We start from the raw sequence: 25031 nt of genomic DNA, 5'->3' as shown, positions 1-25031 counted from the left end.
CCCGCGAGCCCGGCCGGGCAAGGATCCGGGCACCCGGGCACCCGGGCACGCGGGCAGACCGGCGCCCGGAGCGTCGCGGACCTACCGGATGACGCGGACCTCCTGGGGCCAGCCGCACCCCTCGGCGACCCGGCCCGCCCACATCTTGGCCGTCTCCAGGTCGGGCACGTCGATGATCGTGATCCCGCCCAGCTGCTCGACCGTCTCGGTGTAGGGGCCGTCGGTGATCGACAGGGTCCCGCTCGTCGCGTCGGCACTGAACGCGTCGGCGAGGTCCTCGTCGAGCCCGCCGGCGAACACGAGGACCCCGGCCGCCTCCATGTCACGGACGACCGCCGTGCTGGGCTCCACGCGGGACCGGAACCACTCGGCCGGGTGGTCCCCCACCCACTGCTGGTGGAAGTAGATCGCGTACTGCGTCATGACGCTCCTCCTGCGTGGTCGCCCCGTGTGACCCGACACCACTGTGACGGGCGAGGTCCGCCGGTTTCGACAGGAAGGTCGGGCCGGGTGCGCGACGGTCCCAGGGCGGTGGCCGTCAGGCGTCGGTGCGGAGACGAGCGTGCAGGTGCATGTCGTGGTGGCCGTCGGCGTGCAGCCCGTAACCGCGCAGGACGCCCTCGGCGCGGCAGCCGAGCAGCTCCGCGACGCGGCACGACGCAGGGTTGCGGGTGGAGTGCTCGACCTCGACGCGGTGCAGCCCGAGGTCCTCGAACGCCCAGCGCATCACCTCCGTGGCCGCACGGAGAGCGACGCGGCGTCGACGAGCCTCCGGGACGACCCAGTAGGCCAGCGCGGCGTAGCCCTCGAACAGGTTCAGGTCATTCAGAGCGGCGCGACCCACCACACGACCGGAGCCGCCCTCCGACGGGCTGCCCTCCCGCGCGGGTTCATCGACGCGAACTACCGGCATCACGACCGCCCACTCGGCGGCGGTGCCTTCGCGCCACGCGGCGTTCTTGCCGTCGATCCACGCTCGGGCCTCGTCCTCGTCGGTCATCGTGCGCGCGTGCCACCGGCGGATCGCGTCGTCGTCGTAGGCGGCGCGAACGGCGGCTGCGTCCTCCCGACGCCACGGGCGAAGGACGAGTCCGTCAGCGGCCAGGGTGGGTTGGCCGAACTCGTCCCACCGGCTCATGGGAACAACCGGGTCGGCAGTCAGAGGCACGGCAGGAGCCTGCCAGGGGATGCGGGTGGTGGCGAGGGGCAGGCAGGTCCCTCGCCGCGGTCAGCGTTGTGCGCAGTCACGCCGGCGGCTCCGTCGCCACCCCGGACCGGTGCGCCAGGACGGCGAGCGCGATCCGGTCGCGGCACTGGAGCTTGCCGAGGAGGCTGCTCACGTGCGTCTTCACGGTCGTCTCCGCGACGTACAGGCGGCGGGAGATCTCCTGGTTGGTGAGACCGGCGCCCACGAGGGCCAGCACCTCGCGCTCGCGAGGGGTCGTCGTGGACAGGGCCCGCGCGATGAGCGTCCGGGGCGCAGCCTCCCGTGGATCCGTCGGCGCCGTGGTCGCGGTGGCGGTCGCCGCACGCTCCTCGGTGCGCAATGCCGCCGCGACAACGTGGGACGTCGCCTCCGGCGCCAGGACCGTCTGACCCGCGTGGACGCGGCGGATACCGTCGAGGAACTCGCCCGTGCCGGCGTCCTTGAGCAGGAAGCCCGCGGCGCCGGCTCGGAGCGCCGCCATCACGTAGTCGTCCCGGTCGAAGGTCGTGAGGACGAGCACCGCGGGAGGATCCGGCAGCGCACGGACGCGGCGGGTCGCCTCGACACCGTCGAGCACCGGCATCTTGATGTCCATGAGGACCACGTCGACCGTGCAGCTCCGGCACAGCTCGACGGCCGCGGCGCCGTCGAGCGCGGTCCCGACGACGACCATGTCCGACGCCGTCCCGACGAGCACCGAGAACGCCGACACGAGCAGGCGCTGGTCGTCGACCACCGCCACCCGGATGGGTTCCCGCCGCCGGGTCATGCGACCGGGAGCCTGACGTCCAGGACGAAGCGGTCGCCGTCGTGAACGGCCCGGACCTCGCCGCCGTGCGCCCGTGCCCGTTCCCGCAGCCCGACGAGGCCCACCCCTGCGCCGCGGTCGGCCTGCGAGCCGGTCGTGTTCGACATGGTCATCCTGATCCCCTCGACGTCCCGCGACAGCGCCACCGACGCCGCCCCACCGGGCCGCCCGTGACGCAGCATGTTGGTCAGCCCTTCCTGCAGGCAGCGTGCCAGGGTCAGCGCGAGCGCGGGCGACAGCTCGTCGTCCCACTGCTGGAGCGTCGCGCGGTCCGGGAGGTGGGCCGTCACCACCAGCCCTGCGGCCCGCGCGGTGCGCACGATGTCGTCGAGAGCGACCAGACGGACCGGCAGCGTGTCGACGGCGTCGCGCAGGGCCCCGACGAGCAACCGCACGTCCCGCAGGGAGGCCTTGGCGATGTCACGGATCGACTCCAGGGCCGCCGCCTGCTCGCCCGGCCCCGGGCGGCGCGCGAGCTCGGCGTTGGCCTGGGCGTGGATGACCGTGAGGCTGTGCCCGAGGACGTCGTGCAGCTCCGCGCTCAGACGGTTGCGCTCCTGCGCGCGGGCCAGGGCGACGTTCGCGGCGACCTCCCGCCGGCGGGCGGCCGCGTCCTGCCGCCGCCGCCACGCCCAGAGCCACACGGCAACGAGGAGGGCCACGTGCGCCGTGTACGTCCACAGGGGAGCTTCGGACACCTGGACCACGGGACTGACGGCGCTGCCCACGACCCCGACGGCGAGCGCGACGGCGCCGACGGCGCCGGACCGGGCGCCGCGGGTGACGGAGATCAGCACGAGCGGGGTGGCGAGGAGCAGGACGGACGTGCTCAGCACCCGGTCGGCGAGCGCCTGGTTCATCGCGAGCGCGGCGAGCAGGCCGGTGGTCACGACGCCGACCGCGACGGGGCGCGCGTTCCGGAGCAGCAGGCAGCCGCTCAGCCCGGTGGACGCCGCCGCCAGCACGACGTCGTGGACGTCTCCGCCGGCAGTGAGCGCGACCCACCACTCGAGCGCGGACACGGCCAGCCCGGCCAGCGCGAGGAACAGGTCGAGACGGGTCGTGCGACCCAGGACGAAGCGTCGGCGCGGCGCGGGCCGAGCGCGACCGTCGTCGGGAGCCACGGGCGACATCGTACGGAGCGCGTGGGGCCCCGGGACCGGTTCGACGACCCGAGGAGACGCGGGTTCGTGACTGTCACGCCAGGTGGACGATCTGTCACCACCGACGCCGCGACTCCTCCTCCTGCAGGAGGAGGCCGGGGCGCCATGTCCCGCGCCGCGGCGCGCAAGATCGTCGGCGTGCAGGAGGTGGCGCCCCTGGTCCACGTCGCACCATCGGCGCATGGTGATCGAGATGCTCCAGGTGGGGCGCCGGTTCGGGCGCCGTCAGGTCCTGCAGGGGGTCGACCTCACGGCACGCGAGGGCGCCGTGACAGGACTGCTCGGACCCAACGGCGCGGGGAAGTCGACGACGCTGAGGGTCCTGCTCGGGCTGCTGCGCCCCCACGGGGGCCAGGTACGCCTGTTCGGGGAGCCCTGGCGGCGGGAGCACCTGGCCCGCGTCGGCGCGTCGGTCGACGGTCCCAGCTTCTACGGGCACCTCACCGGCCGTCAGAACGTCGCGCTGCATGCGCGGCTCGTCGGGGTCGGGGCGGCCGCGGTCGGTGAGGCACTGGAGACCGTCGGCCTGGGCGCCGCAGCGGACCAGCGTGCCAGCGGGTACTCGACGGGCATGCGCAGCAGGCTCGCCCTGGCGATCGCACTACTGGGCGACCCGGATCTCGTCGTCCTGGACGAGCCGCAGAACGGCCTGGACCCGTCGGGTGTGCGCGAGGTGCGGGAGCTGGTGCGGCGCCTCGCCCGCGACGGGCGCACCGTCCTCTTCTCGTCGCACCTGCTGTCCGAGGTCGCCGCCGTCGCCGACGACGTGACGTGCCTCGCCGCGGGTCGGACGGTGTTCGCCGGGCCGCTCAGCGCGCTGGCGCCGGACGGCGACCTGGAGTCCGCGTACTTCCAGGTCACCGCGGGAAGGGCGGCGCGGTGACGGCCGTCGAGCCTCTGCGTCACGGTCGGCCGCGACCGGCGTCGGTGCCGCTGCGGCGGGTGCTGTACTCCGACGTGCGGGTCTGGGCCAGGTCACCGCTCCTGCTCGCACCGTTCGCCGCCGGCGCGGTCGCCGTCCTCACGACCGTGCTCCTGCTGTCGACCGGTGCACCGACCTGGGGTCGGTTCCTCGCGCACCTCAACATGTGGGTCGTGGTCGTCGGACCGGGTTTCCTGGCTGTCGTCGCCGGCCAGGTCGCGACACGGGAGGCCGCCGACGGGCGGGCCGTCGCGACCCGCGCCATCCACCCGGGGACCCGAACCGTCGCAGGCTCCGTCCTCCTGCTCGCCGTGGGCGCCGCGATGCACCTCGCACAGACGCTCGTCACGTTCGTGGGCTACGCAGTGTTCGGGGCGGGGCACGACGTCTCCCTCGGCCGCGCGCTCGTCGACGCCGTCGCCGTCGCTGCCGCGCTCACCGCCGGCGGAGCGCTCAGCGCCGTCCTGCTGCGGATCGCCGGGGAGAAGGCGGGCATGGCCGGCTGCCTGGTCACCGGCCTCGTGCTCGTCCTGACGGGCTTGCTGTGGGCGGAGCACCCGTCGTGGTGGGCGGTGCCGTCCACGTGGCACCTGCGCGCCGTCCTCCCCCTCATCGGCACGCGCGCCAACGGCGTCGCACTCGAGGGGGCCACGCTTCCGGGCGCGACCGGCGCGGTCGTCGCGTCCGTGGTCGCTGCCGTGCTGGTGTGCACCGTGCGTGCGGTCCTGGCCCGCACCCCACGGAGGGCTGATCGCGGACCGCGGGCCGCGGCGGTGACGGAGCGGGCGCACCGCCCGGCGACCCTCTCCGCGCGCCCGGGTCCGACGGTCGCGGTCGCGGTCCTGCGACGTTCCGGCGTCGTGTCGCTCGCGGTGGGAGCCGTCGCCCTGGTCGCGTTCCTGTGCCGGTACCGCGAGCCGGGCGAGGTCGCCCTCGTCGCCGCGCTGCTGCTCCTGCCCCTCGGCTGCGGTCTGCTCCCCGTGGTCGTCGTGGGGCGGTGGCGATCCGGGATGCGCGCGGTGGCCGTCCGTGCCGTGAGCCCGGCCGTGCTCGCGTCACACGTGCTCGCCGCGCTCGTCGCGATCGTCGTCACGGTGGTCCTGGCGGTGACCGCGGTGCTGCTGGGCGACGGTCTCGCGCCGGCCGACGCGCTGACGCTCCTGCCGGTCTGGATCGCCGTGGGGACGATGCTGACGATGCTGAGCGCCGTGCTCGTCGCCACGAGCGGCGCGCTGGCGTCGCTCCTCGTCACGGTCGCGGGAACGACCGCAGGTCTCCTCGTCGGCGGCAACGAGCCCTTCCGCGACGCCTTCGGCGTGCTGGTGCCGTGGGCCTGGCCGGCCGCGCTCGCCGACGCCCAGATGCGGGTGACCCTCCCGGCATCCGTCGTGCTCACCGTGATCCTCGGCGCGGTCGCCGTGCGGCTCCTCGCCACCCGCACGTCCCGCATGGGGTGAGGGGACCCGTCCGCCGCGACGGATCTCAGGGATCGTCCCGCAGCCGGGCACGTGGTGCGGGGGACGGCGCGGCACCTGCACCGGCCCGTACACCCGCGCGAGCCCTCACAGCGGCCGGGGTCGGTACGCCTCCAGCAGCCGCTCGGTGAGGGCCTCGAACTGCGGGTCGACCACCCGGCGGGCGGGGTCCGCGTCGTGCCACGCGACGATCTCGCGGGCGCCCTGCGTGAACGGGATGCGGGGCGAGAACTGCGGGACCAGCCGCCGGATCTTCGTGTTGTCGAAGATCATCGTGTGCGCCTTGTCGCCGAGGATCCCGGCGCCCAGCTCGGGGTCGGCGGCGGCGATCGCGTCGGACGCGACGTGCACCAGCCGCGGCTCGTCGACACCGGCCGCGGCGGCCATCGCGAGGAAGATCTGGTCCCACGACGGGGCCTCGTCGCCGGTGATGTGGAACGCCTCGCCGATCGCCTCCTCGCGCCCCAGCAGCCCGACCAGCCCGACCGCGACGTCCGCGCTGTGCGTGATCGTCCACCGCGAGGTCCCGTCCCCGGGCACGACGACCTCCAGGCCGCGGCGCATCCGGTCGACGACCGTCCAGCCGCCGTCCATCGGCACGAGCGTGGCGTCGTAGGTGTGCGACGGGCGCACGATCGTCATCGGCAGGCCGGTGTCGCGGTACGCGCGGACCAGGAGGTCCTCGCACGCGATCTTGTTGCGGGAGTACTCCCAGAACGGGTTGCGCAGCGGCGTCGACTCGACGACCGGCAGGTGCGTGGGCGGCGTCTGGTACGCCGACGCGGAGCTGATGAACACGTACTGCCCGGTGCGGCCGGTGAACAGGTCGAGGTCGGTCTGGACGTGCTCGGGGGTGAACGCCGTGAACTCCACGACGGCGTCGAACTCGAGGTCGCCCAGCGCAGCGCGGACGGACTCCGGATCGCGGACGTCGGCGTGCAGGACGCGGGCGCCGTCCGGCACCGGGCGCGTCGAGGAGCGCCCCCGGTTGAGCAGGGTGACGTCGACACCCTCCGCGACCGCCCGCCGGGCCGCCTCCGTGCTGATGATGCCGGTCCCACCGATGAACAGAGTGCGCAGTGCCATGCCTCGCAGGATACGCAGCAGCTTTCACCGCTCGGCGGGGTGGAGAGGCGGCCCGGGCGCTCGGATCCCGCTTCCGTCTGACACCACACCGGGCATGAGTGCGACACCATGGCACCCCCACCTACCCCGAGGAGCCCTGACGTGGAACCGACCACCGTCGCCGCATGGACGTTGCTGCAGGAGATCCCGATCCCGCCGGACGTCACCGACCTGCTCATCGAGGGTGAGCAGGCGGTCGCAGCGTTCAAGACCTTCCGCGACAGCGCGGTCTTCACGACGCGGCGCCTGATCGTCCGCGACGCGCAGGGCATGACCGGCAAGAAGGTCGAGATCTACTCCCTGCCGTACAGCTCGATCAACATGTGGTCGTCCGAGAACGCGGGCCGCCTGTTCGACGTGAACGCCGAGCTCGAGCTGTGGACCCGTGCCGGCCACATCAAGGTCAAGCTCGGGAAGGAGGTCGACATCCGGCGGCTCGACAAGCTCATCGCCTGGGCCGTGCTCCAGGGCTGAACGTCGACCGGCCGCGCCGCGCACCCGCACTCGGCGCGCTCGGGGTGTCGACTCGAGGTCGCCCAGCGCGACGGGGCCGGGCGGGCCGTGAGATCCCGGCGTGTCGGCCGCTCCCGCCCGTAGGTTGGCGCCCATGCCGAAACTCAACGTCCAGCGGTGCGCTGCGACCGTCGTCGTGTCCGCCGTCCTGGCCTCGGGTGCGCTCACGGCGTGCTCGGGCTCGACCGCCGGGTCGACCGCCTCGCAGGTCGGACCGGAGACGCAGAGCCCGACCGCCGACGCGCCCGCCTCACCGGGCCCGACGGTGACCGCCGGCGAGCCCGTGGCGCCGGGTCAGGAGTTGCCGGCCGGCGTCACGGCATTCACGCTCGCCGACGGCTCCAGCGTCGCGGTCGTCCAGGACCAGCCCTTGCCCGAGGCCGTGGTCGCGCAGCTCGTCGCCGACGCCAATACCGCGAGCGCGGCTGCGGTGGCGAATCCGAAGCGGGTGCTGGGCTACATCGCGTCACAGGAGAACGCCGACGCGCTCAAGGCAGCGGCAGCGGCAGCGACGGGCAAGAGCATCGTGGTCCTCTTCCCCATCTTCGCCACGATGCCGGGCGAGCCCGAGGGCACGCCGGCGCGCGTCGTCTGGGCCACGACGATGACGGGCTCCACGAGCTACCCGGCCGCCGGCACCACCGAGGCGGAAGGTCGCACGGCAGCCGAGGCGTTGGTCGCCGCGCAGGCGGACCCGGCGCGGTGGGCGATCCTCACGCTCTCCGCCTGACCGTCGAGGTCGCCGCTACCGACGATCGAAGGCCAGGTGGACGACGCCGGAAGGCGACGGCGTCGCCTCGATGCTGAAGCGCTCGTCGAGGCCCTCCAGCCCGTCCCAGAGGCGCTCCCCCCTGCCCAGCAGGATCGGCACGACGACGAGGTGCATCCGGTCGATCAGGTCCGCCTGGAGGAACTGGCGGACCGTGCTGACGCCGCCACCGATCCGCACGTCGAGGCCGCCGGCCAGGTCGCGGGCGAGTGCGAGCGCGGAGACGGGGTCGGCGTCGACGAAGTGGAACGTGGTCCCACCCTCCATCTCGAGCGTCGGGCGCGGATGGTGCGTCAGCACGACGACCGGGGTGTGGAAGACCGGGTCGGGGCCCCACCAGCCCGTCCACTCCTCGTCGAGCCACGGACCGCGCTGCGGACCGAACTTGTTGCGGCCCATGATCTCCGCGCCGATCCCCGTCGCCCACGAGCCGGCGAACGCCTCGTCGACTCCGTAGGACCCGTCCGTCTGGCCGTGCAGGCCCATCGCCTGGAACGTGGGCGTCTCGAAGGCCCACTCCATCAGCCGCGAGCCCGCGTGCCCGAAGGGCGTCTCGAGCGCCTGGCCCTCCCCCGTGCCGAAGCCGTCGAGCGAGACCGAGAAGTTGTGCACGCGGACGAGGGACATGTCAGCTCCTGACGTGGTGGCGACCGTCACCGCCCGCATCGACGAGGGCGTTTTCTGACGGTATCGGATACCGGTGCGGAGGGTCTCGGCGACTGCGCCGGCCACCGATGCCGACGGCCGCACGCAGCGGTGGCGTCCAAGGAGGCGGCCGCCCGTCGCGTCCTTGTCCCGAGAACACACCCGGAACGGGTTGCAGCGGCGCCGACGCGCGCGCCTTCGGACCGACCACCGAGGGGGCCGTCACGCTGTCCGCCTCGAACGCATAGGCAGGGCATGGAGACGACTGAGCCGACCGACGACGAGCTGCTCGCCCGGTCGGTGCTGAGACCGCAGGTCCTCGGCGCGTTGTACGAGCGTCACGCGCCCGCAGTGTTCCGCTTCCTCGCGCGGCGAGTGGGCGCGGCTGCTGCGGAGGAGCTCGTCGGGGACGTGTTCGTCGCCGCGCTGGAGTCACGGGTGCGGTACCGGCCCCACCAGAGCGGCTCGGCGCTGCCCTGGCTGTACGGGATCGGCGCCAACGTGGCCCGCGCCCACCTGCGCCGCCACCGTCCCGACGTGACGGTCGACGCCAACGTGGGCGTCGACTGGACGGCCGTCGACGACCGGCTCGACGCGCAGGCAGCGCGCGACCAGCTGCGCCACGCTCTGGCGACCCTGACCCCACCAGAGCGCGAGACGTTCCTGCTGGTCGCGTGGGAGGGCCTGACACCCACCGAAGCTGCGCGAGAGCCCTGCGTCGCCGGCGCTGCGGCGGGCCCTGTGGCAGGTGGCGGCGAGCATGCCGGACGTCGAGCTGCTCGGCCCCATGACGGACTCCGTGGGCCGTGAGGGCGTCGCCGTCGAGCGCGACGAGCGCGACCAGGGCTGGTTCAGGGTCGTCTACATCCTCGACCCCACCGACGGAGCCCTGCTCGAGAGCCGCAGCATCGACGACGACGGCATCGTCACGTTCCGGTCGACGGAGCTGACCCGGCAACCCAACGCGACCGCGCCGACCCCGCAGCCTCCCCTGTGCGGGCCGGGGTCGGAGCCGGAGCGGTCCTGCTGACCGCGAGCTCGGCCACCGGGACCTTCTGGCCCTTGCGCACGCGGGTCCGGGCGCGGCGACGCAGGTCACCCGGGCGATGTCAACGATTCGCCCCCACGCACCACCGACGCCCAGGTGAAGACTCGGCGCGGTCCGTCGTCGTCGAGAGGTGTCCTCATGTCCACGCAGGTGAAGGCCCGTTCGTGGGGCAGCGCGCCCGCCCTGCTGCTGGCGGGCGCCGCGCCAGGACCCCGTCGGTGAACTCGCTCGAGCCGTTGTCCTCACCACAGAACCGGCACGGGGACAGGCCCATGAAGCCGCGCAGGTAGGTGCCGGAGCTGAAGTACGTGCTCACCGCGTCGCGGTCGTCCTCGTGCCAGGCCTCGTCGACCATGTCGTGCGGGTCCGGGTACTCGGGATGCCGGTCGTTCCGCCAGTAGCCGATCAGTCGCAGGGGCACGGTCCCATCGCGCTCGATCGGCATGCCCGCAGCATCGGACTCCGCTGACGAGATACGTGCCGCGGCACGTCGTCGGCGAGATCGCAGGACCTCAGGTGCATCCAAGGACGCTCCTGGCGAGGAAGTAGGGGCAGGGCGTCGACGACGAGGCCCTGCGGTGCGCGTCGCGTGCCGCCCGACCTCCCGCAAGGAGTCGTTCCATGAGGATCCGTCGTCTCGCAGCATCCCTGGCCGTCACCGCCCTCGCCGGCGGCGCGGCCGTCGGGCTCGCACCCGCCGCGTCCGCCGCCGGCACCACCAGCCTCGCCTCGGTGCTCGCCGCCGACGGCACGGGGTTCGACCGCAACTGGTACGACTACGACATCGTCGACAACGCCGTGACCGCCGTGCTCACCGCCAAGCCCGGCAGCCCGGTCGCCGTGCTCGCGGACGGCAACGTCCCGCTCACCGCGTTCCTGCCGAACGACCGGGCGTTCCAGGTGCTCGCGTACGACCTGACGCACCGCTGGTACGGCTCGGAGGAGAAGGTGTTCGGGGCCCTCGCGCAGGCGGTGGGCATCGACGCGATCGAGCAGGTGCTGCTCTACCACGTCGTCCCCGGCGCCACGATCGACTCCGCCACCGCACTGGCGTCCGACGGGGCGGCGCTGACCACCGCCCAGGGCGGCACCTTCACGGTCGACGTCCTGTCGAAGCGGATCCCGCTCGTCGTGCTGCGCGACGCCGACCGCAACGACGTGAACCCGCTGCTGGTGCGCAGCCAGCTCGACATCAACGTCGGCAACGCGCAGATCGCGCACGGCATCTCGTTCGTGCTGCGTCCGCTCGACCTGTGACGCCCCGGCGCCCGCCCGGCCCCGACCGGGCGGGCGCCGTCGCTGCGCGGGCTCGGGGCACGGCGTCAGGTCTGACCCTCGGCAGCGCGTCGCTCATCCCGTGGCGATGGCAGCCGAGCACTTGTTGCCTGCGGCTCGCGCGCTACGACGCTGACCTGGCGCCGCTGGCAGGCATAGCCTGCCCGGCGTGGGCATCCGGGTGTCGGAGGAGAACCGATCAGTCTGTCGTCGCTGCCGCGGCGAGGTGGTCGCCAACGCGGAGTCGTTCGACGTGTTCGAGCAGATGCACTACACCTGCTTCCACTACGAGTTCGAGCACGCCGGTGACCCCGATATCGAGTGCACAGCCGGCGGCTGTCCGGCGGCGGGCATCTCTGTCGCGTCCCTGCACGGGCGGATCGGGGACATCGAGATGGCGTCCGCCGGCAACACGATCGTCCCCGCGATCCTCACTCTGAGGCGCCTTCACTTCGACGTCACGCAGGACGCGGATCGCTGGGTGGCCCGGCTCGGTCGAGCTCGTTTCGTGGCGGACGACCCGGTCACCCTGCTCGGGCTCATCAAGCTGGCCGAGAATCGGACGCCCTGGCGCGCGACCGACAGCGAGATCGACGACGTGCTGGCGGAGTTCGACCTCTAGCACTGCGCACGCTGCCGGACCGGCCCTGAGCGCTGGTACGTCGCCGAGCTCGTGGACGAGCACCTCGTGGAGATCGTCGACGACGATCCCACCGTGCCGGCCAGCCCGGTCCGGTCCGGTCCGAGGAGCAGAACGGCCTCTGGGACATGCCCGTCGCGCGCGTCGCCGGGGCTCCTCGCGAGAGGGGTCAGGACAGCAGGGAGGAGTGCTTGCGTGCTGACGGGTGGAAGTCACGCAACGTGCGCCCAGGCGCGCACTGCGGCCCGGATTGCCTCGGTCCGGTTGGGCAAGCCCTCAGCCTCGGCGCGCCGCGTCAACGCCGCGAGCGCGGGGCCGTCGAGCCGGACGGTGACCACGCCCGCGCGGTATCGCAACCAGCGTTCCCGTCAGCGGCGCGAGGGCCTCCGCACCCGTCAGCGCTCGCGGGTCCGCCACGCGATCATGCGGTCCGCGACGCCGACCCAGTCGATCGGGCCCCCTCGTTCCTCGGCGTCTTCGACGCACTCGGCGAGATGCTGGAAGAGAGCCTCGGCCGTGACCGCCTGCCACCGGCCGGGGTGGTCGTGGGCGTCGTCGCGGAGGTCCCAGAAGCTGTCGGCAAGCCTGCGCTCGACACTCGTCACCACCTGAAGGTAGGCGTCGCGTGAGCTCTACGCCCCCCCTTGCGTCATCGAAGTCACGCCGAGGTGGGGTCTCTTCCGATCGGCGCGGCACGACATGGACGTGAGGGTCAGGAACATCCCGGGTGTGCTGATCCACGGGCATCACACATCAGCGGTCCGGTCATCACGCCGTGGAGGCTGCACCAGGCGTGGCCGGGCAGCGAGCCGCACGTCGTCGAGTCGGAGGGGCACGGCGGCGACGTCGAGATGGAGCTCACCTCCCGGGCCATCGACGCGTTCGCGGGTCGGTGAGCACCTGCCGGTGAAACGGTTCTTGCCCTGTCTGCCCGGGTCGTACAGACGTACGGTCGAACGCGCCCATCCATATCCGACCTACACCCGGTCGAGGTGACCCAGCATGAGATCCACCGCTCTCCCCGATGCCCGACGACCCGCCCCCGCGCGGCTGCTCCTGTCCGTCCTGGCAGTGATCGCACTGGCCTTCGCGATGTTCAGCCTCGCCCCCGCGCCGACCGCGCAGGCGCACGGCTGGATCTCCGACCCGCCCAGCCGGCAGGACCTCTGCTACACCGGCGCCGTGAAGGACTGCGGCCCCGTCCAGTACGAGCCGTGGAGCGTCGAGGCCAAGAAGGGCTCGATGCTCTGTTCCGGCGGCGGCCGCTTCACCGAGCTCGACAACGAGTCCCGTGCCTGGCCGCGCCAGAACCTCACCACCAACGAGACGTTCACCTGGGACATCGTCGCGAACCACTCCACGTCGACGTGGGAGTACTTCGTGGACGGGCGCCTGCACACCACGATCAACGACAACGGGGCGATGCCGCCCAAGCGGTTCACCCACACCATCAACAACCTGCCCGAGGGCAACCACAAGATCTTCGTCCGGTGGAACATCGCCGACACGGTGAACGCCTTCTACCAGTGCATCGACGCGTACATCACGCCTGGCGGGAATCCGGCACCGGAGCCCCCGCCGGTCACGACCACGCCGGCACCGCCGCCGGTCACGACGACCCCGGCACCGCAGCCGGGCAACAGCTCCTGCACCGCGACCGTGCGTGCCGCCAACTCCTGGGGCAGCGGCTTCCAGGGTGAGGTGACCGTGAAGGCGGGCAGCGCCGCGATCACCAGCTGGAAGGTCACCGTGAGCGGCGCGACTATCACACAGGCGTGGAGCTCCACGCTCAGCGGTAGCGACACCCTCGCGAACGCGGAGTGGAACGGCAGGCTCGGAGCCGGTGCCTCGACGACCGCGGGCTTCATCGCCAGCGGCAGCGGCAGCAACCTGAGCGCTACCTGCACCGCGAGCTGACCGGTACCAACAGCGCTGCAACGGCCGGCCGGGGCGAGGACGCCCCGGCCGGCCGTGCGTCCGAACGGATGGACGCCGGCTCGCTCCGGCTGAGCCCAACGGTCGCCACGGAGAGGGAGTGTTCTGTTCCCCGGCAGGCAGGATGTCCTCAGCGCGTCACGCGTTCAGCCATCCCCTGCACCCACGACGCGATCCGGCGGGCGTGCGGCTGCGGGACGTCGGTGGCAGCCAGTCGCTCCAGGAGCAGCGGCGGGTTGAGCAGACCGGCCTCGGTCATGGCGTGCACGAACTCCTGGTCCTTCTCGCGGTACGCGACGAGCTTGGAGATCGCGAGGTCGTGCGGGTCCAGGCACAACGCCCGGGCGGGTTCCGAGGACCGGGACTCCCACCGCACGATCCGGTTCTGCCACCCCTCGAGCAGGACGATCAGACCGTCGATCTCGACGCCTTGGCCGTAGTAGCCGTACATCTGGTGGAAGCCGGAGTCCTCGCCGATGGCCCCGTCGACGGCCAGGGCCTTCTCTGCGGAGCCGTCGCCGAGGAACGCGACGTCGGCCTCGATGGACCCGACAGCCTCGTCAGGCAGGTCGTCCTCGTCGAACGACCCGAGGATCGACTGCGACCCGACGATGACGATGTCGGTGGTGTCCGTGATGCGTGAGGCTGCACGGAGGATGTGAGCGAGCTCGACCCGCTTCACCGTGTCGCCGCCAGGGCTGCACGACGCTCGTCGTCGGTCAGGACACCGGCGAACGGGGAGTTCTGCCGCAGCTCACGCGAGCGCTGGGACGGTGATGTCAGGACGATCAACAGCTCGTCGAGCGGGCCGTCGAGCAGCTCCTGCCACTGCGCCAACCACTGCGCGGGGCGCCCACGCGTGTGCCGCGCACGCATGCGCTCGAGGTTCTGGCGTGCGACGTCGACGAGCGCAGGGTCCTGGACGAGCTTGCCGGCGATCGCGTACGCCAGGTGGAGGGAGCGTCGCTGGTCCGCGGACAGTCGCTGGGTGGAGTACCGCACGCGATCCACGTCGGACAGGCGGACACGACGGTGCGTGCCGGTCGTCTCGTAGGGAAGGTCTCCGCGCTTCGTCAGGTTCACGACGTGCTGGCGAGACGTGCCGAGCACGCGGGCGGCCTCACCGGTGGTGAGGAGCTGGTCGGTCGTCCCCGACGGCATCGAGACGCTGCGCACGGGTCAACAGTAGACGGGTAACCGCCAAAGACACAACGCTTGTGCACCACCATTGCGTCTCTAGCGGTAGGCGAGCCGTCGCGCGCGGTCCTCCTGAGGCAGCCGATCGCGCGCGGAGCACACAGGCCCGCTCGCGCCTCCATCTCTTGCCCGCGCCTCCCCGCCGCTGACAACCTGAGGTCCCGTCACCGGAGGCATCCATGGGGAAGCTCATCTACGCAGCCAACACCTCGCTCGACGGCTACCTGGAGGACGAGAGCGGCGCGTTCGACTGGTCGGTCCCCGACGAGGCCGTGCACGCGTTCTGGAACGAGCACGAGCGCGGCATCGGCACGTCGCTCTACGGGCGGCGCATGTACGAGACGATGCGCGTCTGGGAGGACGACGACTGGCTGACGGACCAGCCGGCGGTCGTCCGCGAGTACGCAGGGATCTGGCGCGACGCCGACAAGGTCGTCTACTCCACGACGCTCGACGCGGTCTCGACGGCGCGCACCCGGATCGAGCGGCAGTTCGACCCCGAGGCGGTGCGACGCCTCAAGGAGGAGTCCGTCACGGATCTGAGCGTGGGCGGCGCGAGCCTCGGTGCGGAGGCGTTCCGGCACGGGCTGGTCGACGAGTGCGTGCTGCTGCTGTGCCCGGTCACCGTGGGCGGCGGCAAGCCGGCGCTGCCGCGGGGTGTGCGACTCGACCTGGAGCTGCTGGCCACCCGGCGGTTCGCCAACGGCGTCGTCCACGTGCGCCACGCGGTGCGGCGCGCCACCTGACACCGGCGCCGGGCGACGGCGTCACGGCCGGAAGAACCTGGACACACGACGCAGATCGGGCAGGATGTCCCCCGAGGACAGGGGGTCCGCGATGACGACGAACGGCACCACGCAGGATCGGACGACGTGCGCGGTCGTCGGCGGCGGGCCTGCCGGGCTCGTCCTCGGCCTGCTGCTGGCGCGCGCCGGCGTCGACGTCACGGTCCTGGAGAAGCACGCCGACTTCCTGCGGGACTTCCGCGGCGACACCGTGCACCCGTCGACGCTGCAGGCGCTCGACGACCTCGGGCTCATCGACCGCTTCCTCGCGCTGCCGCACTCGCGCGTCGAGGCCATCAGGCTGCCCGACCCGTCGGGTGGCGCACCTGTACCCGTCGTCGACTTCACACGCCTGCGCGTGCCGTACCCGTACATCGCGATGGCGCCGCAGTGGGACCTGCTCGACCTGATCGCCGACGCTGCCGACGCGGAGCCGGGATTCACGCTGCTGCGCGAGCACGAGGTGACCGACGTCGTGCGCACCGGCGACCGCGTGACGGGCGTCCGTTACCGGACGCCACACGGCGAGGGAACCCTGCGGGCCGACCTCGTCGTGGCGTGCGACGGTCGCTGGTCGGTCGTCCGACGCGCCGTCGGGCTCCCCTCCCGGCGCTTCCCCGTCCCGTTCGACGTCTGGTGGTTCAAGGTCCCGACGAGCCGACCCGTCGGCGGTGCGCTCGTACCGCGCATCACTGCGGGGCGCGGGCTCGTGACGATCCCCCGTGAGGGGTACCTGCAGATGGCCTACCTCGGCCCCAAGGGCACCGACGCGGCGCTGCGGGCGCGCGGCATCGAGGCGTTCCGGGCGGAGGTGGCCGAGCTGGTCCCCGAGGTCGCCGACGACGTCCACCGCCTCACCTCGATGGACGACGTCAAGCACCTCGACGTGCGGCTCGAGCGGTTGCGGCGCTGGTCCGCGCCCGGCGTGCTGTGCCTCGGCGACGCCGCGCACGCGATGTCCCCCATCGGAGGCATCGGGGTCAACCTCGCGGTGCAGGACGCGATCGCTGCCGCCCGCGTCCTGGCGTCCCCGCTGCGGTCCGGTGCGTTCCGCGACGCGTTCCCCGCGCACGTCGTCGCGCGCGTGCAGGCGCGTCGCCGCCTGCCCACCGCGGTCCTGCAGGGGGTGCAGCGCGTCATGCACGCGCGGGCGATCGGACCGGCGATCGCCGGGTCGCAGGCCGCGGCGCCCGACCGCGGCCCCCGGCTCTTCCAGCGGGTGCCCGCGCTCAGCGCGCTCACGGCCCGCCTCCTTGGCATCGGCCCACGGCCCGAGCGGGTGCCGGTGTGGGGACGACGCCCACCGACCTCGACGCCCTGAGGAAGAGGGGTCGCCAGACCTCTCGCGGCGCGAACGCGTTCACTCGGCAGGCCCCGGGTGACGCGGTTACCGTGCAGAGATGAAGCGCTCGTTGCGGACGGCGCGGTCCGCCGTCGTGGCCCTCGTCGCCGCGCTCGCGATCGTCGTCCCCGGCGCCGGTGCGGCCTCCGCCCACGGCTCCCGGGTCGTGTACGACGCGCTCGGCGACTCGTACGCCTCCGGGTACGGCGTCCCGCCCTACGCCGACTGCGGTCGCTCGCAGAGCGCCTACGCCGTGCAGCTCGACGGGCGCAAGCGCGTGCGGCTGGACGACTTCGTCGCCTGCGCGGGCGCCACCACGACCTCGCTGGTCAGCGGGGGTCAGCTCGCCGCGCTGGATGCCGACACGGACCTGGTGACGTTGACGATCGGCGGCAACGACGTCGGCTGGTCGACTGCGGTCACCGCGTGCCTCGGCGGCACGGACGCCCAGTGCACAGGCGCGGTCGCCGCCGTCGACGCCCGGATCACGGGCCAGCTGCCGTCCCTGCTCGACACGGTGTACGCCCAGGTGGCCGCAGCCGCCCCGCACGCCCGCGTCGTGGTGACGGGCTACCCGCGCTTGTTCTCCACCGAGCACGGCCCCTACCTCGCCGCCACGCCGCAGGAGCTCGGCAGCCTCAACGCCGCTGCCGACACCCTCGACACGGTGATCGCTGCCGCGGCCACCCGCGCCGGCTTCCGGTTCGTCGACGTGCGTCAACGCTTCGAGGGCCACGGGGCGAACTCCCCGGACCCGTGGATCCTGGGGCCGACGGACCCCGGCGCGTTCCACCCGACGATCGAGGGCTACCAGGCCTACACGGCCGCCGTCACCTCCGCACTGAAGCCCGGCAAGCCGGGGTGCGGCCGGCACCACCGCTGAGGCGACGCCTCTCCGTCAGCGGGACCGCGCCATCGCGGAGAGGGACGTACCGCCCACCGCTTACGCTGGCGAGGTGACCGGCCCGACGCATCCCCGGTTCCGCGCGGTGCTCCTCGACTGGCGCGGCACGCTCGTCGTCGCGCCGACGTTCCCGTGGCTCGCGACGACCGCCCTGACCCACCTGGGCCGCGACGCGTCCCCGGACGCGGTCGAGCACGTGCTCCGGCGCCTGCGCTCGGCGGACTCCTCGCGTGCCGACTCCTCGCAGGTCGACACCGACGCGGCCCAGCACCGGGCCGCGCACCTGGCGTGGTTCGCGGCGGCGGGTGTCGACGACGAGCTCGCGGAGGCCCTGTACGCGGCCGAGTCCGACGCGAGCCTCAACCCCTTCGCCGCCGACGTCGGCGACCTGCTGCGGGCCCTGGCGGCGGCGGGCGTGCGGGTGGGCGTCGTCAGCGACATCCACGTCGACCTGCGCCCCGTGTTCGCGGCGCGGCCCGTGGGCGACGGCCGCACGTGGGCCGACCTGGTCGACGTGTGGGCCCTGTCGTACGAGCTCGGGGTCGCCAAGCCCGACCCGGCGATCTTCCGGTATGCGCTCGAGAGCCTGCGTCTGGACCCGCACGAGGTGCTCATGGTGGGCGACCGCGGCCCGTGGGACGGCGCCGCCGCGGAGCTGGGGATCACCACGCTGCTGCTGCCGCCGCTGGTCCACCCCGGGCAGGCGCGGCTTCACCGGGTGCTCGACCTGGTCCTGCCCGACCGGCCGCGCGACTGAACGTCGGGCGTCACCGCACGCGTCCGCCGCGCTGGCATGCTCCCGGGGCATGCGCTCCTCCCTGCAGACCGTGTACCTGGCCCGGCACGGGCAGACGGAGGGGAACGTGCAGGGCCGCTGGCAGGGGCAGCTCGACTCGCCGCTGACCGCGCTGGGCCGCGCGCAGGCGCGGACGGTGGCCGAGCTCGTCGCCGAGGAGCCCGTGGACGCCGTCTTCTGCAGCCCGCAGGGCCGGGCGGCGGCCACCGCGCAGGTGTGCGGCGAGCGCCTGGGCCTGCCCGTCGTCGCGCTGGACGAGCTCGCGGAGCTGCACCACGGCGCGATGGCCGGCATGTCCCCCGACGAGATGGAGCAGGCGTTCCCCGGTGAGCTCGCGCGGCGCCGCCAGGACAAGTACCGGTGGCGGTTCCCCGGCGGGGAGAGCTACGAGGACGCCGTCCCGCGTGCCGCGCGGGCGCTGGCACGCGTCGAGGCGTCCGGCGCACGGCATCCCCTGCTGGTGTCGCACGAGATGATCGGCCGGCTGCTGCAGCACCACCTGCGACGCGTCGACGTCGCGACCGCGCTGGCCGGCGGCCACCCGCAGGGCGTCGTGTACCGGGTGGACGTCGGCACCGGGGAGATGACGACGCTCCGCGAGGCCTGACGGCGCACGTCCGTCAGGCGGGCACGCCCTGCTCGTGCGCACCCGCCATGCGCTGGGGTCACACCTCCGCGGCGGGCACCGTTAGCGTCATCACGCAGTTCCCCTTGCCCTTCGGCCGCTGGTAGACGAACCCCAGCTGCTCGTACATCGTCCGCGTCGCGTTGTAGAGGAACGACGAGGACGTCCGCCTGCCCGGCGGGAGGTCGTGCGGGTACGCCTCGACGAGCCCGCCGCCGGCCGCCGCGATCAGCCCCAGCGCGCCGCGCACCGCCACGGACGCCATGCCGTGGCGCCGGTGGTCGCGGTCGACGAACAGGCACGTGATCCGGAAGTCGGGGCGCTGCTGCAGCCCTCGCTCCCACTCCTTGCGGTGGTGGATGTTCGGGACCTCGTCGACCGTGCCGTACTGCGCCCACGCCAGCGCCCGGTCACCGTCCATGACGAGCGCCGCGTGCGTCCGCCCGGCGAGGACGAGCTGCCGCTTGAACTCACGGTGCCCCAGCGCCCGCCGTTCCTCCACCGGGTCGGGGTACAGGTGGAAGTACGTGCACCAGCACCCGCCCCAGACACCGTTGTGGCGCTCCGCCAGGGCGGCGAACACGTCCCAGCTGTCCGCGTCGAGCGGTGCGATCCGGTAGCCGTCGACGGCCACGTCCCCCATCCGGCGAACGTACGCGCGTGACCCTGCTGCGACAACCCTCCGAGACGCGCTCGGCGCCCGGGGCGGGGTCACCACCAGGAGTTGCCCTGCGGCCGGTACGGGTCCTCGATGATCTCGGCCTCCTCGGGGCTGAGGTGGTTGCCGAGGGCAGCGACGGCGGCGTAGAGGCGCTGGGCCCCGTCGGAGCGCTGCAGGCGGGAGTCGTCCGCGTGCAGCAGCACGACGGGCCGGGTGGTGACCCGCCGGGCCAGCGCCCGGGCGAACGAGAGGCGCGACGGTCCGACCCGGTGGGCCCACCTGCCGCCGCGTCGCGGCTCCTAGGCTCCCCACATGGCGACCGTCCCACCCGTCCCCGCTCTCCCTGCCGGCCCGCTGTGGCGCCTGGGTGAGCACCCGTGGCTCGCGGACGCCCCGCCCGCGCCCGCCTCCGCGCGGCTGATCCTCGACAACGACTTCGCCGGTGACCCGGACGACCTGTTCCAGCTGGTCCACCACCTGCTGTCGCCGTCGGTGGAGATCCCGCTGATCGTGTCGTCGCGTCTGCGTCACGACCACGGCGGCCGGTCGGAGACCAGCGCGGCCGACGGCGTCCGGGTGGTCGAGGACATGTTCGCGCGCATGGGCCTGACGTCGACCGACGTCCTGGTCACCGGCTCGGAGGAGACCCTGACGGACCTGCGCACGCCGCAGCCGTCGGCTGCCACGGAGCGGATCGTCGCCGAGGCGATGCGCGACGACCCGCGCCCGCTGTTCTACGTCGCGGGCGGCGGGCTGACCGACCTGGCGTCGGCGTACCTGGCGCACCCCGAGATCGCGGGCCGGTTCGTGGTCGTGTGGATCGGCGGGTTCGAGCACGAGCCCGTGCCGTGGCTCGAAGCGCCGCGGTCGGTCGACGAGGAGTACAACCTGTCGATCGACGTGCGCGCCGCGCAGGTGGTGTTCGACGCGCCCGGGCTGGACCTCTGGCAGATCCCCCGCAGCACGTACGGGACGTGCGTGCTGTCGGACGCGGAGTCGCGCACGCGCGTTCGGGCGGCCGGTCCGCTGGGCCGCCACCTCGACGAGGAGCTCCGCGCGGAGATGCGGCGGCACGCGCACCCGTCGCGCCCGCCCAGCGAGGCGTACGTGCTGGGCGACTCCTGCCTGGTGGCGCTCACCGCGCTGCGGACCTACTGGACTCAGGACGCGTCGTCGTGCCGGTTCGTCACGCGCCCCAAGCCGGGGCTGACGGACGACGGCGGGTACGTCGAGCGTCCCGGCCCCCCGGAGATGCGGGTGTGGACCCATGTCGACGTGCGGCTCGTCCTCGAGGACCTGTTCGCGAAGCTGCGTCTGTTCGAGGCCTGGCGCGCAGGCGCGTAGCCGGTCGGCAGGGCAGGCGCAGGATGGGCACCGCGTTCGGTGAAACGCTTCGACGACTGCACGAGGGCGCCCGCCCTGGTGGGCTGGTCACGCTCGCCCGCACCCGTCGAGAGGGACCACCCGTGCACCCACTTCGCAAGGCGCTGACCGCAACCGCGGCGGCACTCGTCGCCGTCGTCGGCTCGGTCGCGGCCACCGCCCCGGCGAGCGCCGCCGCCGGCTGCCGCGTCGACTACACCGTGGCCAGCCAGTGGCCGGGCGGCTTCAACGCCGCCGTGCAGGTGACCAACCTGGGCGACCCGCTCACCTCGTGGGACCTGCGCTTCTCGTTCGGCGCGGGGCAGACCGTCAACCAGCTGTGGAACGGCACCGTCACCCAGACCGGGGCCGCCGTGTCCGTGCGCAACGCCGCGTACAACGGCACCGTGCCGACCGACGGCACCGCGTCGTTCGGCTTCAACGGCACGTTCACCGGCAGCAACCCCGCGCCGACGGCGTTCACGCTCAACGGCGTCGCGTGCACCGGCGCGCCGGTGGTGCCGACGAGCACCCCGTCGACGTCGCCGACCGTCACGCCGACCCAGTCGCCCCGACCGACGACGACCCCGACGGCCACCCCCACACCCGCCCCGTCCACCGGCACGGTCACCGCCGACCCCGCGCGCCTCGTCGCCGAGATGGGCCAGGGCTGGAACCTCGGCAACCAGCTCGAGGCCAGCATCGACGGGGTGCCCAGCGAGACCGCGTGGGGCAACCCGGTCATCACCGGCGCCCTGCTCGACCGCGTCAAGGCCTCCGGCTTCGACACGGTCCGGATCCCCGTCTCCTACCTCGGCAAGATCGGCGCGGCCCCGGACTACACCGTCGACAGCGCCTGGCTCACCCGGATCCAGCAGGTCGTCGACCTCGCGTACGACCGCGGGCTGTACGTGGTGATCAACATGCACGGTGACGGCTACAAGAGCGTCAGCGGTGCGTGGCTGATCTGCGACGCGTCGGGCCAGGAGGAGATCCGCGCCAAGTACCAGAAGGTCTGGCAGCAGGTCGCGACGACGTTCAAGGACTACGGCGGCCGGCTGGTCCTGGAGTCGATGAACGAGAACTTCGACGGGCAGTACGGCACCCCGACGGAGCCCTGCTACTCGAACATCAACGCGTACAACCAGGTCTTCGTCGACACGGTGCGCCGCACCGGCGGCACCAACGCCTCGCGGTGGCTGCTCGTCCCGGGCTGGAACACGAACATCGACTACACGACCGGCGGCTACGGCTTCACGATCCCGACCGACCAGTACCGGTCGTCGGCGATCCCCAGCGCCGACAAGCGGATCATGATCTCCGTCCACTACTACGACCCGTGGGACTTCACCGGCACGGAGAGCGGGGCGACCACCCAGTGGGGCCCGGCCGTGACCGACCCGTCGCGGAGCGCGACGTGGGGCGACCACGTCCACATGGAGAACCAGCTGAAGAAGGTGTACGACGCGTTCGTGACCAAGGGCTACCCGGTGTTCATCGGTGAGTACGGGGCGATCGACAAGACGTCCGCCGACCCGACCAACAACCGGTACCGCGCCGACTACGCCCGCACCATGGTGACCCTCGCCAAGAAGTACGGCGCCGCCACCGCCTACTGGGACAACGGCTACAACGGCGTCTACGGGTTCGGGCTGTTCGACCGGCAGTCCGCGACGGTGACGCAGCAGGGCATCATCACCGCGATCACGGGGTCCTGACCGCGACATCGCACACGCACGCAGGCGCGCCCGCCGTGCGGCGGGCGCGCCTGCGGTGGGCGTCAGCGCCGCAGCAGCCGCACCTCGGCGTCCACGACGTCCGACACGACGGCGCCCGTGACGTCGTCGACCGCCTGCGCCGTCGCGTCGACCTGCGCCAGACCGCGGCCGAACGGGACCTGCCCGGCCGGGACGACGGTCGCCGTCCAGGTCGTGGCGGTCGGCCCGCACGCGACGTCCTCGAGCGACCACGAGCCGGTGGCCAGCTTGCTGCGCGAGATGCGCTGCGCGACCGTGCCCGTGAGGTCGACCACGGTCTCGCGGTTGCACGTGACGGTCCCGGTCAGACGGGCGCGGCCGGACACGGCCGAGAACGTGCCCGAGGTGACCTCGGCGTCCACCGTCAGGTCCTCCACCGCCGGCCCGTCGCCGATGAGCACGCGGCCGGTGACGAGGGAGCCGTTGCTCGGCTCGCACGTCTGCTCGAACGTCGCCTCGAACCGCTCGACCGAGCCGTCCGCGCGGAAGTCGGCGGCGAGCACGGTGAACGACCCGCTGAGACGGTTGCAGCCGCGGCCGTCGCCGGACAGGCTCAGGCCGGGCTCGTCGGCCTCGTTGAACGGGTACCGGGTCGCCCCGTCGTAGGTGACCCCGGCGGTGAGGACCTCACCCGTCGGCGCCGCGAAGTCGACGTCCCACCAGGTGTCCCCGGAGACCCCGACGGTCACCCGGTTGCCCTCGGCGTAGACCGTGGCCGTGATCACGGCGTCGGACGTGTCGTAGGACCACTCGCGGTCCTGGGAGATGTACTCGTTCCCGGTCCCCGAGAAGGTGATCGTGCTGCCCGGGCCCGCCGGGGCGGCGGAGGCCGGGGCGGCGCCGGCGACCCCGGCGACGAGGACGGCGGCGAGCAGGAACGGCAGACGCCGCGACGTGGCGCGCGTGGAAGATCGCATGGAGTTGTGCCCCCTGGCTACGTGGCGCACCCCGGGTGGGCGGCCGACGCGGAACGCTAACCGAGAGCCGGGGCGAACCGCAGCGTTTTGGGCATATCGGCCACGGCGGCGTCGCGGCAGCGGCCCTCAGGGGGTCAGGAGCACCTTGGTGGCGCGCCGCTCGTCCATGGCCCGGTACCCCTCGGCGGCCTGCTCGAGCGGCAGCGTGAGGTCGAAGACCCGGCCCGGGTCGATCTTGCGGTCCCAGATGAGCTGGATGAGGTCGGGCAGGAAGCGGCGCACGGGCGCCGGGCCGCCGAGGACCTGCACCTGGGAGAAGAACAGCAGCTGGCCGGGCAGCTGGACGTCGTGGCTGACGCCGACGAACCCGACGTTGCCGCCGGGCCGGGCCGCACCGATGGCCTGCGTCATCGACTCCTGGCTGCCGACGGCCTCGATGACCGAGTGGGCGCCGAGCCCGTTGGTCATCTCCTTGATGCGCGCGACGCCCGCGTCACCACGCTCCTCGACGACGTCGGTGGCGCCGAAGTGACGGGCGAGCTCCTGGCGGTCGGCATGCCGTGACATGGCGATGACCCGCTCGGCGCCGAGCTGCTTGGCGGCGAGCACGCCCATGAGCCCGACCGCGCCGTCACCGACGACCGCGACCGTCCTGCCGGGGCCGGCCTGCGCGGCGACGGCGGCGAACCAGCCGGTGCCCAGGACGTCGGAGGCCGCGAGCAGGTGCGGCACGAGGTCGGGGTCGGGCTGTCCCGGTGTCGCGACGAGCGTGCCGTCCGCGAACGGGATGCGCGCCCTCTGCGCCTGGGTGCCGATGGCGCCGTCGACGAAGACGCGGTTCACGCAGCTCGACGGGAAACCGGCGCGGCAGATCTCGCACGTGCCGTCGGAGATGACGAACGACCCGACGACGAAGTCGCCGGGCTTCACGGTCCTGACCGCGGAGCCGACCTCCTCGACGACGCCGACGTACTCGTGCCCCATCTTCGCGCGCTCGACCCGGTCCGCCCCGCGGTACGGCCACAGGTCGGACCCGCAGATGCACGTCGCGGTGATCCGGATGACGGCGTCGGTCGCCTCGACGATCGTGGGGTCCTCGCGGTCCTCGACGCGGACGTCACCGGGGCCGTACATGATCACGCCGCGCATGGGTTCTCCCT

31 protein-coding genes are annotated in these 25031 nt (G+C 73.0%); 16 read left to right on the top strand and 15 right to left on the bottom strand.

Going from position 1 to position 25031, the window contains the following annotated elements:
- Positions 1 to 81: 81 nt before the first annotated feature.
- The 4 genes from NP048_RS02170 to NP048_RS02155 form a co-directional block, all read right to left on the bottom strand.
- Entirely contained in the window at positions 82 to 423 is a 342-nt protein-coding gene (locus NP048_RS02170; protein ID WP_227577860.1) for a YciI family protein, read from the bottom strand.
- A 115-nt stretch (positions 424 to 538) separates the two neighbouring features.
- Entirely contained in the window at positions 539 to 1168 is a 630-nt protein-coding gene (locus NP048_RS02165) for a GNAT family N-acetyltransferase (RefSeq protein WP_256769411.1), read from the bottom strand.
- Between the two features lie 76 nt (positions 1169 to 1244).
- On the bottom strand, positions 1245 to 1976 hold the full coding sequence (locus NP048_RS02160; protein WP_227577858.1) for a response regulator: 732 nt from the start codon (positions 1974 to 1976) through the stop codon (positions 1245 to 1247).
- Complete coding sequence (locus NP048_RS02155; RefSeq protein ID WP_227577857.1) at positions 1973 to 3139, bottom strand: sensor histidine kinase; 1167 nt, start codon at positions 3137 to 3139, stop codon at positions 1973 to 1975. Before NP048_RS02155 ends, NP048_RS02160 begins: the two co-directional genes overlap by 4 nt.
- A 220-nt stretch (positions 3140 to 3359) precedes the next feature.
- Here NP048_RS02155 and NP048_RS02150 point away from each other — a divergent pair, with 220 nt between their 5' ends.
- Positions 3360 to 4061 (top strand): ABC transporter ATP-binding protein, encoded by a 702-nt coding sequence (locus tag NP048_RS02150; protein ID WP_227577856.1) that lies wholly within the window; start codon positions 3360 to 3362, stop codon positions 4059 to 4061.
- Positions 4058 to 5557, top strand: a complete 1500-nt coding sequence (locus NP048_RS02145) for a hypothetical protein (protein ID WP_227577855.1) — start codon at positions 4058 to 4060, stop codon at positions 5555 to 5557. The genes NP048_RS02150 and NP048_RS02145 overlap by 4 nt, the downstream gene beginning before the upstream one ends.
- A 105-nt stretch (positions 5558 to 5662) precedes the next feature.
- Here the strand turns inward: NP048_RS02145 and NP048_RS02140 are convergent, their stop codons facing one another.
- Complete coding sequence (locus NP048_RS02140) at positions 5663 to 6661, bottom strand: NAD-dependent epimerase/dehydratase family protein (protein ID WP_227577854.1); 999 nt, start codon at positions 6659 to 6661, stop codon at positions 5663 to 5665.
- A 141-nt stretch (positions 6662 to 6802) separates the two neighbouring features.
- On the opposite strand from NP048_RS02140, the gene NP048_RS02135 reads away from it, so the two are divergent.
- Positions 6803 to 7174 (top strand): PH domain-containing protein, encoded by a 372-nt coding sequence (locus tag NP048_RS02135; RefSeq protein WP_227577853.1) that lies wholly within the window; start codon positions 6803 to 6805, stop codon positions 7172 to 7174.
- 133 nt (positions 7175 to 7307) lie between these two features.
- Positions 7308 to 7943 (top strand): hypothetical protein, encoded by a 636-nt coding sequence (locus NP048_RS02130; RefSeq protein WP_227577852.1) that lies wholly within the window; start codon positions 7308 to 7310, stop codon positions 7941 to 7943.
- Positions 7944 to 7958: 15 nt separating this feature from the next.
- On the opposite strand, the gene NP048_RS02125 is transcribed toward NP048_RS02130, so the two are convergent.
- A complete protein-coding gene (locus tag NP048_RS02125; RefSeq protein ID WP_227577851.1) occupies positions 7959 to 8609 on the bottom strand; it encodes a dihydrofolate reductase family protein in 651 nt (216 codons plus the stop codon).
- Positions 8610 to 8882: 273 nt separating this feature from the next.
- Between NP048_RS02125 and NP048_RS02120 the strand changes: the two genes are divergently transcribed.
- On the top strand, positions 8883 to 9437 hold the full coding sequence (locus NP048_RS02120) for an RNA polymerase sigma factor (protein WP_227577850.1): 555 nt from the start codon (positions 8883 to 8885) through the stop codon (positions 9435 to 9437).
- Positions 9388 to 9657: a hypothetical protein gene (locus NP048_RS02115; protein ID WP_227577849.1), complete on the top strand. Its 270-nt coding sequence runs from the start codon at positions 9388 to 9390 to the stop codon at positions 9655 to 9657. Before NP048_RS02120 ends, NP048_RS02115 begins: the two co-directional genes overlap by 50 nt.
- Before the next feature lie 154 nt (positions 9658 to 9811).
- Here the strand turns inward: NP048_RS02115 and NP048_RS02110 are convergent, their stop codons facing one another.
- Positions 9812 to 10120 (bottom strand): hypothetical protein, encoded by a 309-nt coding sequence (locus NP048_RS02110; RefSeq protein WP_256769410.1) that lies wholly within the window; start codon positions 10118 to 10120, stop codon positions 9812 to 9814.
- Positions 10121 to 10296: 176 nt separating this feature from the next.
- On the opposite strand from NP048_RS02110, the gene NP048_RS02105 reads away from it, so the two are divergent.
- Positions 10297 to 10932, top strand: a complete 636-nt coding sequence (locus NP048_RS02105; protein WP_227577847.1) for a fasciclin domain-containing protein — start codon at positions 10297 to 10299, stop codon at positions 10930 to 10932.
- Between the two features lie 187 nt (positions 10933 to 11119).
- Positions 11120 to 11572: a hypothetical protein gene (locus tag NP048_RS02100; RefSeq protein WP_227577846.1), complete on the top strand. Its 453-nt coding sequence runs from the start codon at positions 11120 to 11122 to the stop codon at positions 11570 to 11572.
- A 230-nt stretch (positions 11573 to 11802) separates the two neighbouring features.
- Here NP048_RS02100 and NP048_RS02095 read toward each other — a convergent pair whose 3' ends face one another.
- The gene (locus NP048_RS02095; protein WP_227577845.1) at positions 11803 to 11928 is read right to left on the bottom strand and encodes a ribbon-helix-helix domain-containing protein; all 126 of its coding nucleotides are present in this window, start codon (positions 11926 to 11928) and stop codon (positions 11803 to 11805) included.
- A 57-nt stretch (positions 11929 to 11985) separates the two neighbouring features.
- A complete protein-coding gene (locus NP048_RS02090; protein WP_227577844.1) occupies positions 11986 to 12195 on the bottom strand; it encodes a hypothetical protein in 210 nt (69 codons plus the stop codon).
- A 397-nt stretch (positions 12196 to 12592) separates the two neighbouring features.
- Here NP048_RS02090 and NP048_RS02085 point away from each other — a divergent pair, with 397 nt between their 5' ends.
- The gene (locus NP048_RS02085; RefSeq protein ID WP_227577843.1) at positions 12593 to 13507 is read left to right on the top strand and encodes a lytic polysaccharide monooxygenase; all 915 of its coding nucleotides are present in this window, start codon (positions 12593 to 12595) and stop codon (positions 13505 to 13507) included.
- Between the two features lie 148 nt (positions 13508 to 13655).
- Here the strand turns inward: NP048_RS02085 and NP048_RS02080 are convergent, their stop codons facing one another.
- Positions 13656 to 14207, bottom strand: a complete 552-nt coding sequence (locus NP048_RS02080) for a DUF6036 family nucleotidyltransferase (protein WP_227577842.1) — start codon at positions 14205 to 14207, stop codon at positions 13656 to 13658.
- Positions 14204 to 14701, bottom strand: coding sequence for a helix-turn-helix domain-containing protein (locus NP048_RS02075; protein WP_227577841.1), 498 nt, complete (start codon positions 14699 to 14701; stop codon positions 14204 to 14206). Before NP048_RS02075 ends, NP048_RS02080 begins: the two co-directional genes overlap by 4 nt.
- Before the next feature lie 200 nt (positions 14702 to 14901).
- Here NP048_RS02075 and NP048_RS02070 point away from each other — a divergent pair, with 200 nt between their 5' ends.
- From NP048_RS02070 to NP048_RS02050, 5 genes are all read left to right on the top strand, one after another.
- Complete coding sequence (locus NP048_RS02070) at positions 14902 to 15468, top strand: dihydrofolate reductase family protein (RefSeq protein WP_227577840.1); 567 nt, start codon at positions 14902 to 14904, stop codon at positions 15466 to 15468.
- Positions 15469 to 15559: 91 nt separating this feature from the next.
- Entirely contained in the window at positions 15560 to 16828 is a 1269-nt protein-coding gene (locus tag NP048_RS02065) for an FAD-dependent oxidoreductase (RefSeq protein ID WP_227577839.1), read from the top strand.
- Between the two features lie 79 nt (positions 16829 to 16907).
- On the top strand, positions 16908 to 17732 hold the full coding sequence (locus tag NP048_RS02060; protein WP_227577838.1) for an SGNH/GDSL hydrolase family protein: 825 nt from the start codon (positions 16908 to 16910) through the stop codon (positions 17730 to 17732).
- A 73-nt stretch (positions 17733 to 17805) separates the two neighbouring features.
- Positions 17806 to 18510 carry an HAD family hydrolase gene (locus NP048_RS02055; protein ID WP_227577837.1) on the top strand — a complete coding sequence of 235 codons (705 nt, stop codon included), beginning with the start codon at positions 17806 to 17808 and terminating at the stop codon, positions 18508 to 18510.
- Between the two features lie 49 nt (positions 18511 to 18559).
- Positions 18560 to 19156, top strand: coding sequence for a histidine phosphatase family protein (locus NP048_RS02050; RefSeq protein WP_227577836.1), 597 nt, complete (start codon positions 18560 to 18562; stop codon positions 19154 to 19156).
- Between the two features lie 58 nt (positions 19157 to 19214).
- Here the strand turns inward: NP048_RS02050 and NP048_RS02045 are convergent, their stop codons facing one another.
- Positions 19215 to 19817 carry a GNAT family N-acetyltransferase gene (locus NP048_RS02045; protein ID WP_227577835.1) on the bottom strand — a complete coding sequence of 201 codons (603 nt, stop codon included), beginning with the start codon at positions 19815 to 19817 and terminating at the stop codon, positions 19215 to 19217.
- A 68-nt stretch (positions 19818 to 19885) separates the two neighbouring features.
- The gene (locus NP048_RS02040; protein ID WP_227577834.1) at positions 19886 to 20038 is read right to left on the bottom strand and encodes a hypothetical protein; all 153 of its coding nucleotides are present in this window, start codon (positions 20036 to 20038) and stop codon (positions 19886 to 19888) included.
- 109 nt (positions 20039 to 20147) lie between these two features.
- Between NP048_RS02040 and NP048_RS02035 the strand changes: the two genes are divergently transcribed.
- Positions 20148 to 21179: a nucleoside hydrolase gene (locus NP048_RS02035; protein WP_227577833.1), complete on the top strand. Its 1032-nt coding sequence runs from the start codon at positions 20148 to 20150 to the stop codon at positions 21177 to 21179.
- 122 nt (positions 21180 to 21301) lie between these two features.
- Entirely contained in the window at positions 21302 to 22915 is a 1614-nt protein-coding gene (locus NP048_RS02030) for a cellulase family glycosylhydrolase (RefSeq protein WP_227577832.1), read from the top strand.
- Positions 22916 to 22977: 62 nt separating this feature from the next.
- On the opposite strand, the gene NP048_RS02025 is transcribed toward NP048_RS02030, so the two are convergent.
- Entirely contained in the window at positions 22978 to 23871 is an 894-nt protein-coding gene (locus tag NP048_RS02025) for a hypothetical protein (RefSeq protein ID WP_227577831.1), read from the bottom strand.
- A gap of 126 nt (positions 23872 to 23997) precedes the next feature.
- The gene (locus tag NP048_RS02020; protein ID WP_227577830.1) at positions 23998 to 25020 is read right to left on the bottom strand and encodes a zinc-dependent alcohol dehydrogenase family protein; all 1023 of its coding nucleotides are present in this window, start codon (positions 25018 to 25020) and stop codon (positions 23998 to 24000) included.
- Positions 25021 to 25031 lie beyond the last annotated feature (11 nt).

Origin of the sequence: Cellulomonas xiejunii (assembly GCF_024508315.1) — a bacterium.
In the GTDB taxonomy this organism is placed as follows: domain Bacteria; phylum Actinomycetota; class Actinomycetes; order Actinomycetales; family Cellulomonadaceae; genus Cellulomonas; species Cellulomonas xiejunii.
The sequence above is the reverse complement of the archived record's forward strand: the minus strand, read 5'-3'. Positions and strand labels throughout refer to the sequence as shown.

What these genes read in the sequence shown, in the direction of transcription:
- NP048_RS02170 (WP_227577860.1), bottom strand. Translation starts at nt 423, where the DNA reads ATGACGCAGTACGCGATCTACTTCCACCAGCAGTGGGTGGGGGACCAC.
- NP048_RS02160 (WP_227577858.1), bottom strand. Translation starts at nt 1,976, where the DNA reads ATGACCCGGCGGCGGGAACCCATCCGGGTGGCGGTGGTCGACGACCAG.
- NP048_RS02150 (WP_227577856.1), top strand. Translation starts at nt 3,360, where the DNA reads ATGGTGATCGAGATGCTCCAGGTGGGGCGCCGGTTCGGGCGCCGTCAG.
- NP048_RS02140 (WP_227577854.1), bottom strand. Translation starts at nt 6,661, where the DNA reads ATGGCACTGCGCACTCTGTTCATCGGTGGGACCGGCATCATCAGCACG.
- NP048_RS02130 (WP_227577852.1), top strand. Translation starts at nt 7,308, where the DNA reads ATGCCGAAACTCAACGTCCAGCGGTGCGCTGCGACCGTCGTCGTGTCC.
- NP048_RS02125 (WP_227577851.1), bottom strand. Translation starts at nt 8,609, where the DNA reads ATGTCCCTCGTCCGCGTGCACAACTTCTCGGTCTCGCTCGACGGCTTC.
- NP048_RS02120 (WP_227577850.1), top strand. Translation starts at nt 8,883, where the DNA reads ATGGAGACGACTGAGCCGACCGACGACGAGCTGCTCGCCCGGTCGGTG.
- NP048_RS02115 (WP_227577849.1), top strand. Translation starts at nt 9,388, where the DNA reads ATGCCGGACGTCGAGCTGCTCGGCCCCATGACGGACTCCGTGGGCCGT.
- NP048_RS02110 (WP_256769410.1), bottom strand. Translation starts at nt 10,120, where the DNA reads ATGCCGATCGAGCGCGATGGGACCGTGCCCCTGCGACTGATCGGCTAC.
- NP048_RS02105 (WP_227577847.1), top strand. Translation starts at nt 10,297, where the DNA reads ATGAGGATCCGTCGTCTCGCAGCATCCCTGGCCGTCACCGCCCTCGCC.
- NP048_RS02085 (WP_227577843.1), top strand. Translation starts at nt 12,593, where the DNA reads ATGAGATCCACCGCTCTCCCCGATGCCCGACGACCCGCCCCCGCGCGG.
- NP048_RS02070 (WP_227577840.1), top strand. Translation starts at nt 14,902, where the DNA reads ATGGGGAAGCTCATCTACGCAGCCAACACCTCGCTCGACGGCTACCTG.
- NP048_RS02065 (WP_227577839.1), top strand. Translation starts at nt 15,560, where the DNA reads ATGACGACGAACGGCACCACGCAGGATCGGACGACGTGCGCGGTCGTC.
- NP048_RS02060 (WP_227577838.1), top strand. Translation starts at nt 16,908, where the DNA reads ATGAAGCGCTCGTTGCGGACGGCGCGGTCCGCCGTCGTGGCCCTCGTC.
- NP048_RS02050 (WP_227577836.1), top strand. Translation starts at nt 18,560, where the DNA reads ATGCGCTCCTCCCTGCAGACCGTGTACCTGGCCCGGCACGGGCAGACG.
- NP048_RS02045 (WP_227577835.1), bottom strand. Translation starts at nt 19,817, where the DNA reads ATGGGGGACGTGGCCGTCGACGGCTACCGGATCGCACCGCTCGACGCG.
- NP048_RS02035 (WP_227577833.1), top strand. Translation starts at nt 20,148, where the DNA reads ATGGCGACCGTCCCACCCGTCCCCGCTCTCCCTGCCGGCCCGCTGTGG.
- NP048_RS02025 (WP_227577831.1), bottom strand. Translation starts at nt 23,871, where the DNA reads ATGCGATCTTCCACGCGCGCCACGTCGCGGCGTCTGCCGTTCCTGCTC.
- NP048_RS02020 (WP_227577830.1), bottom strand. Translation starts at nt 25,020, where the DNA reads ATGCGCGGCGTGATCATGTACGGCCCCGGTGACGTCCGCGTCGAGGAC.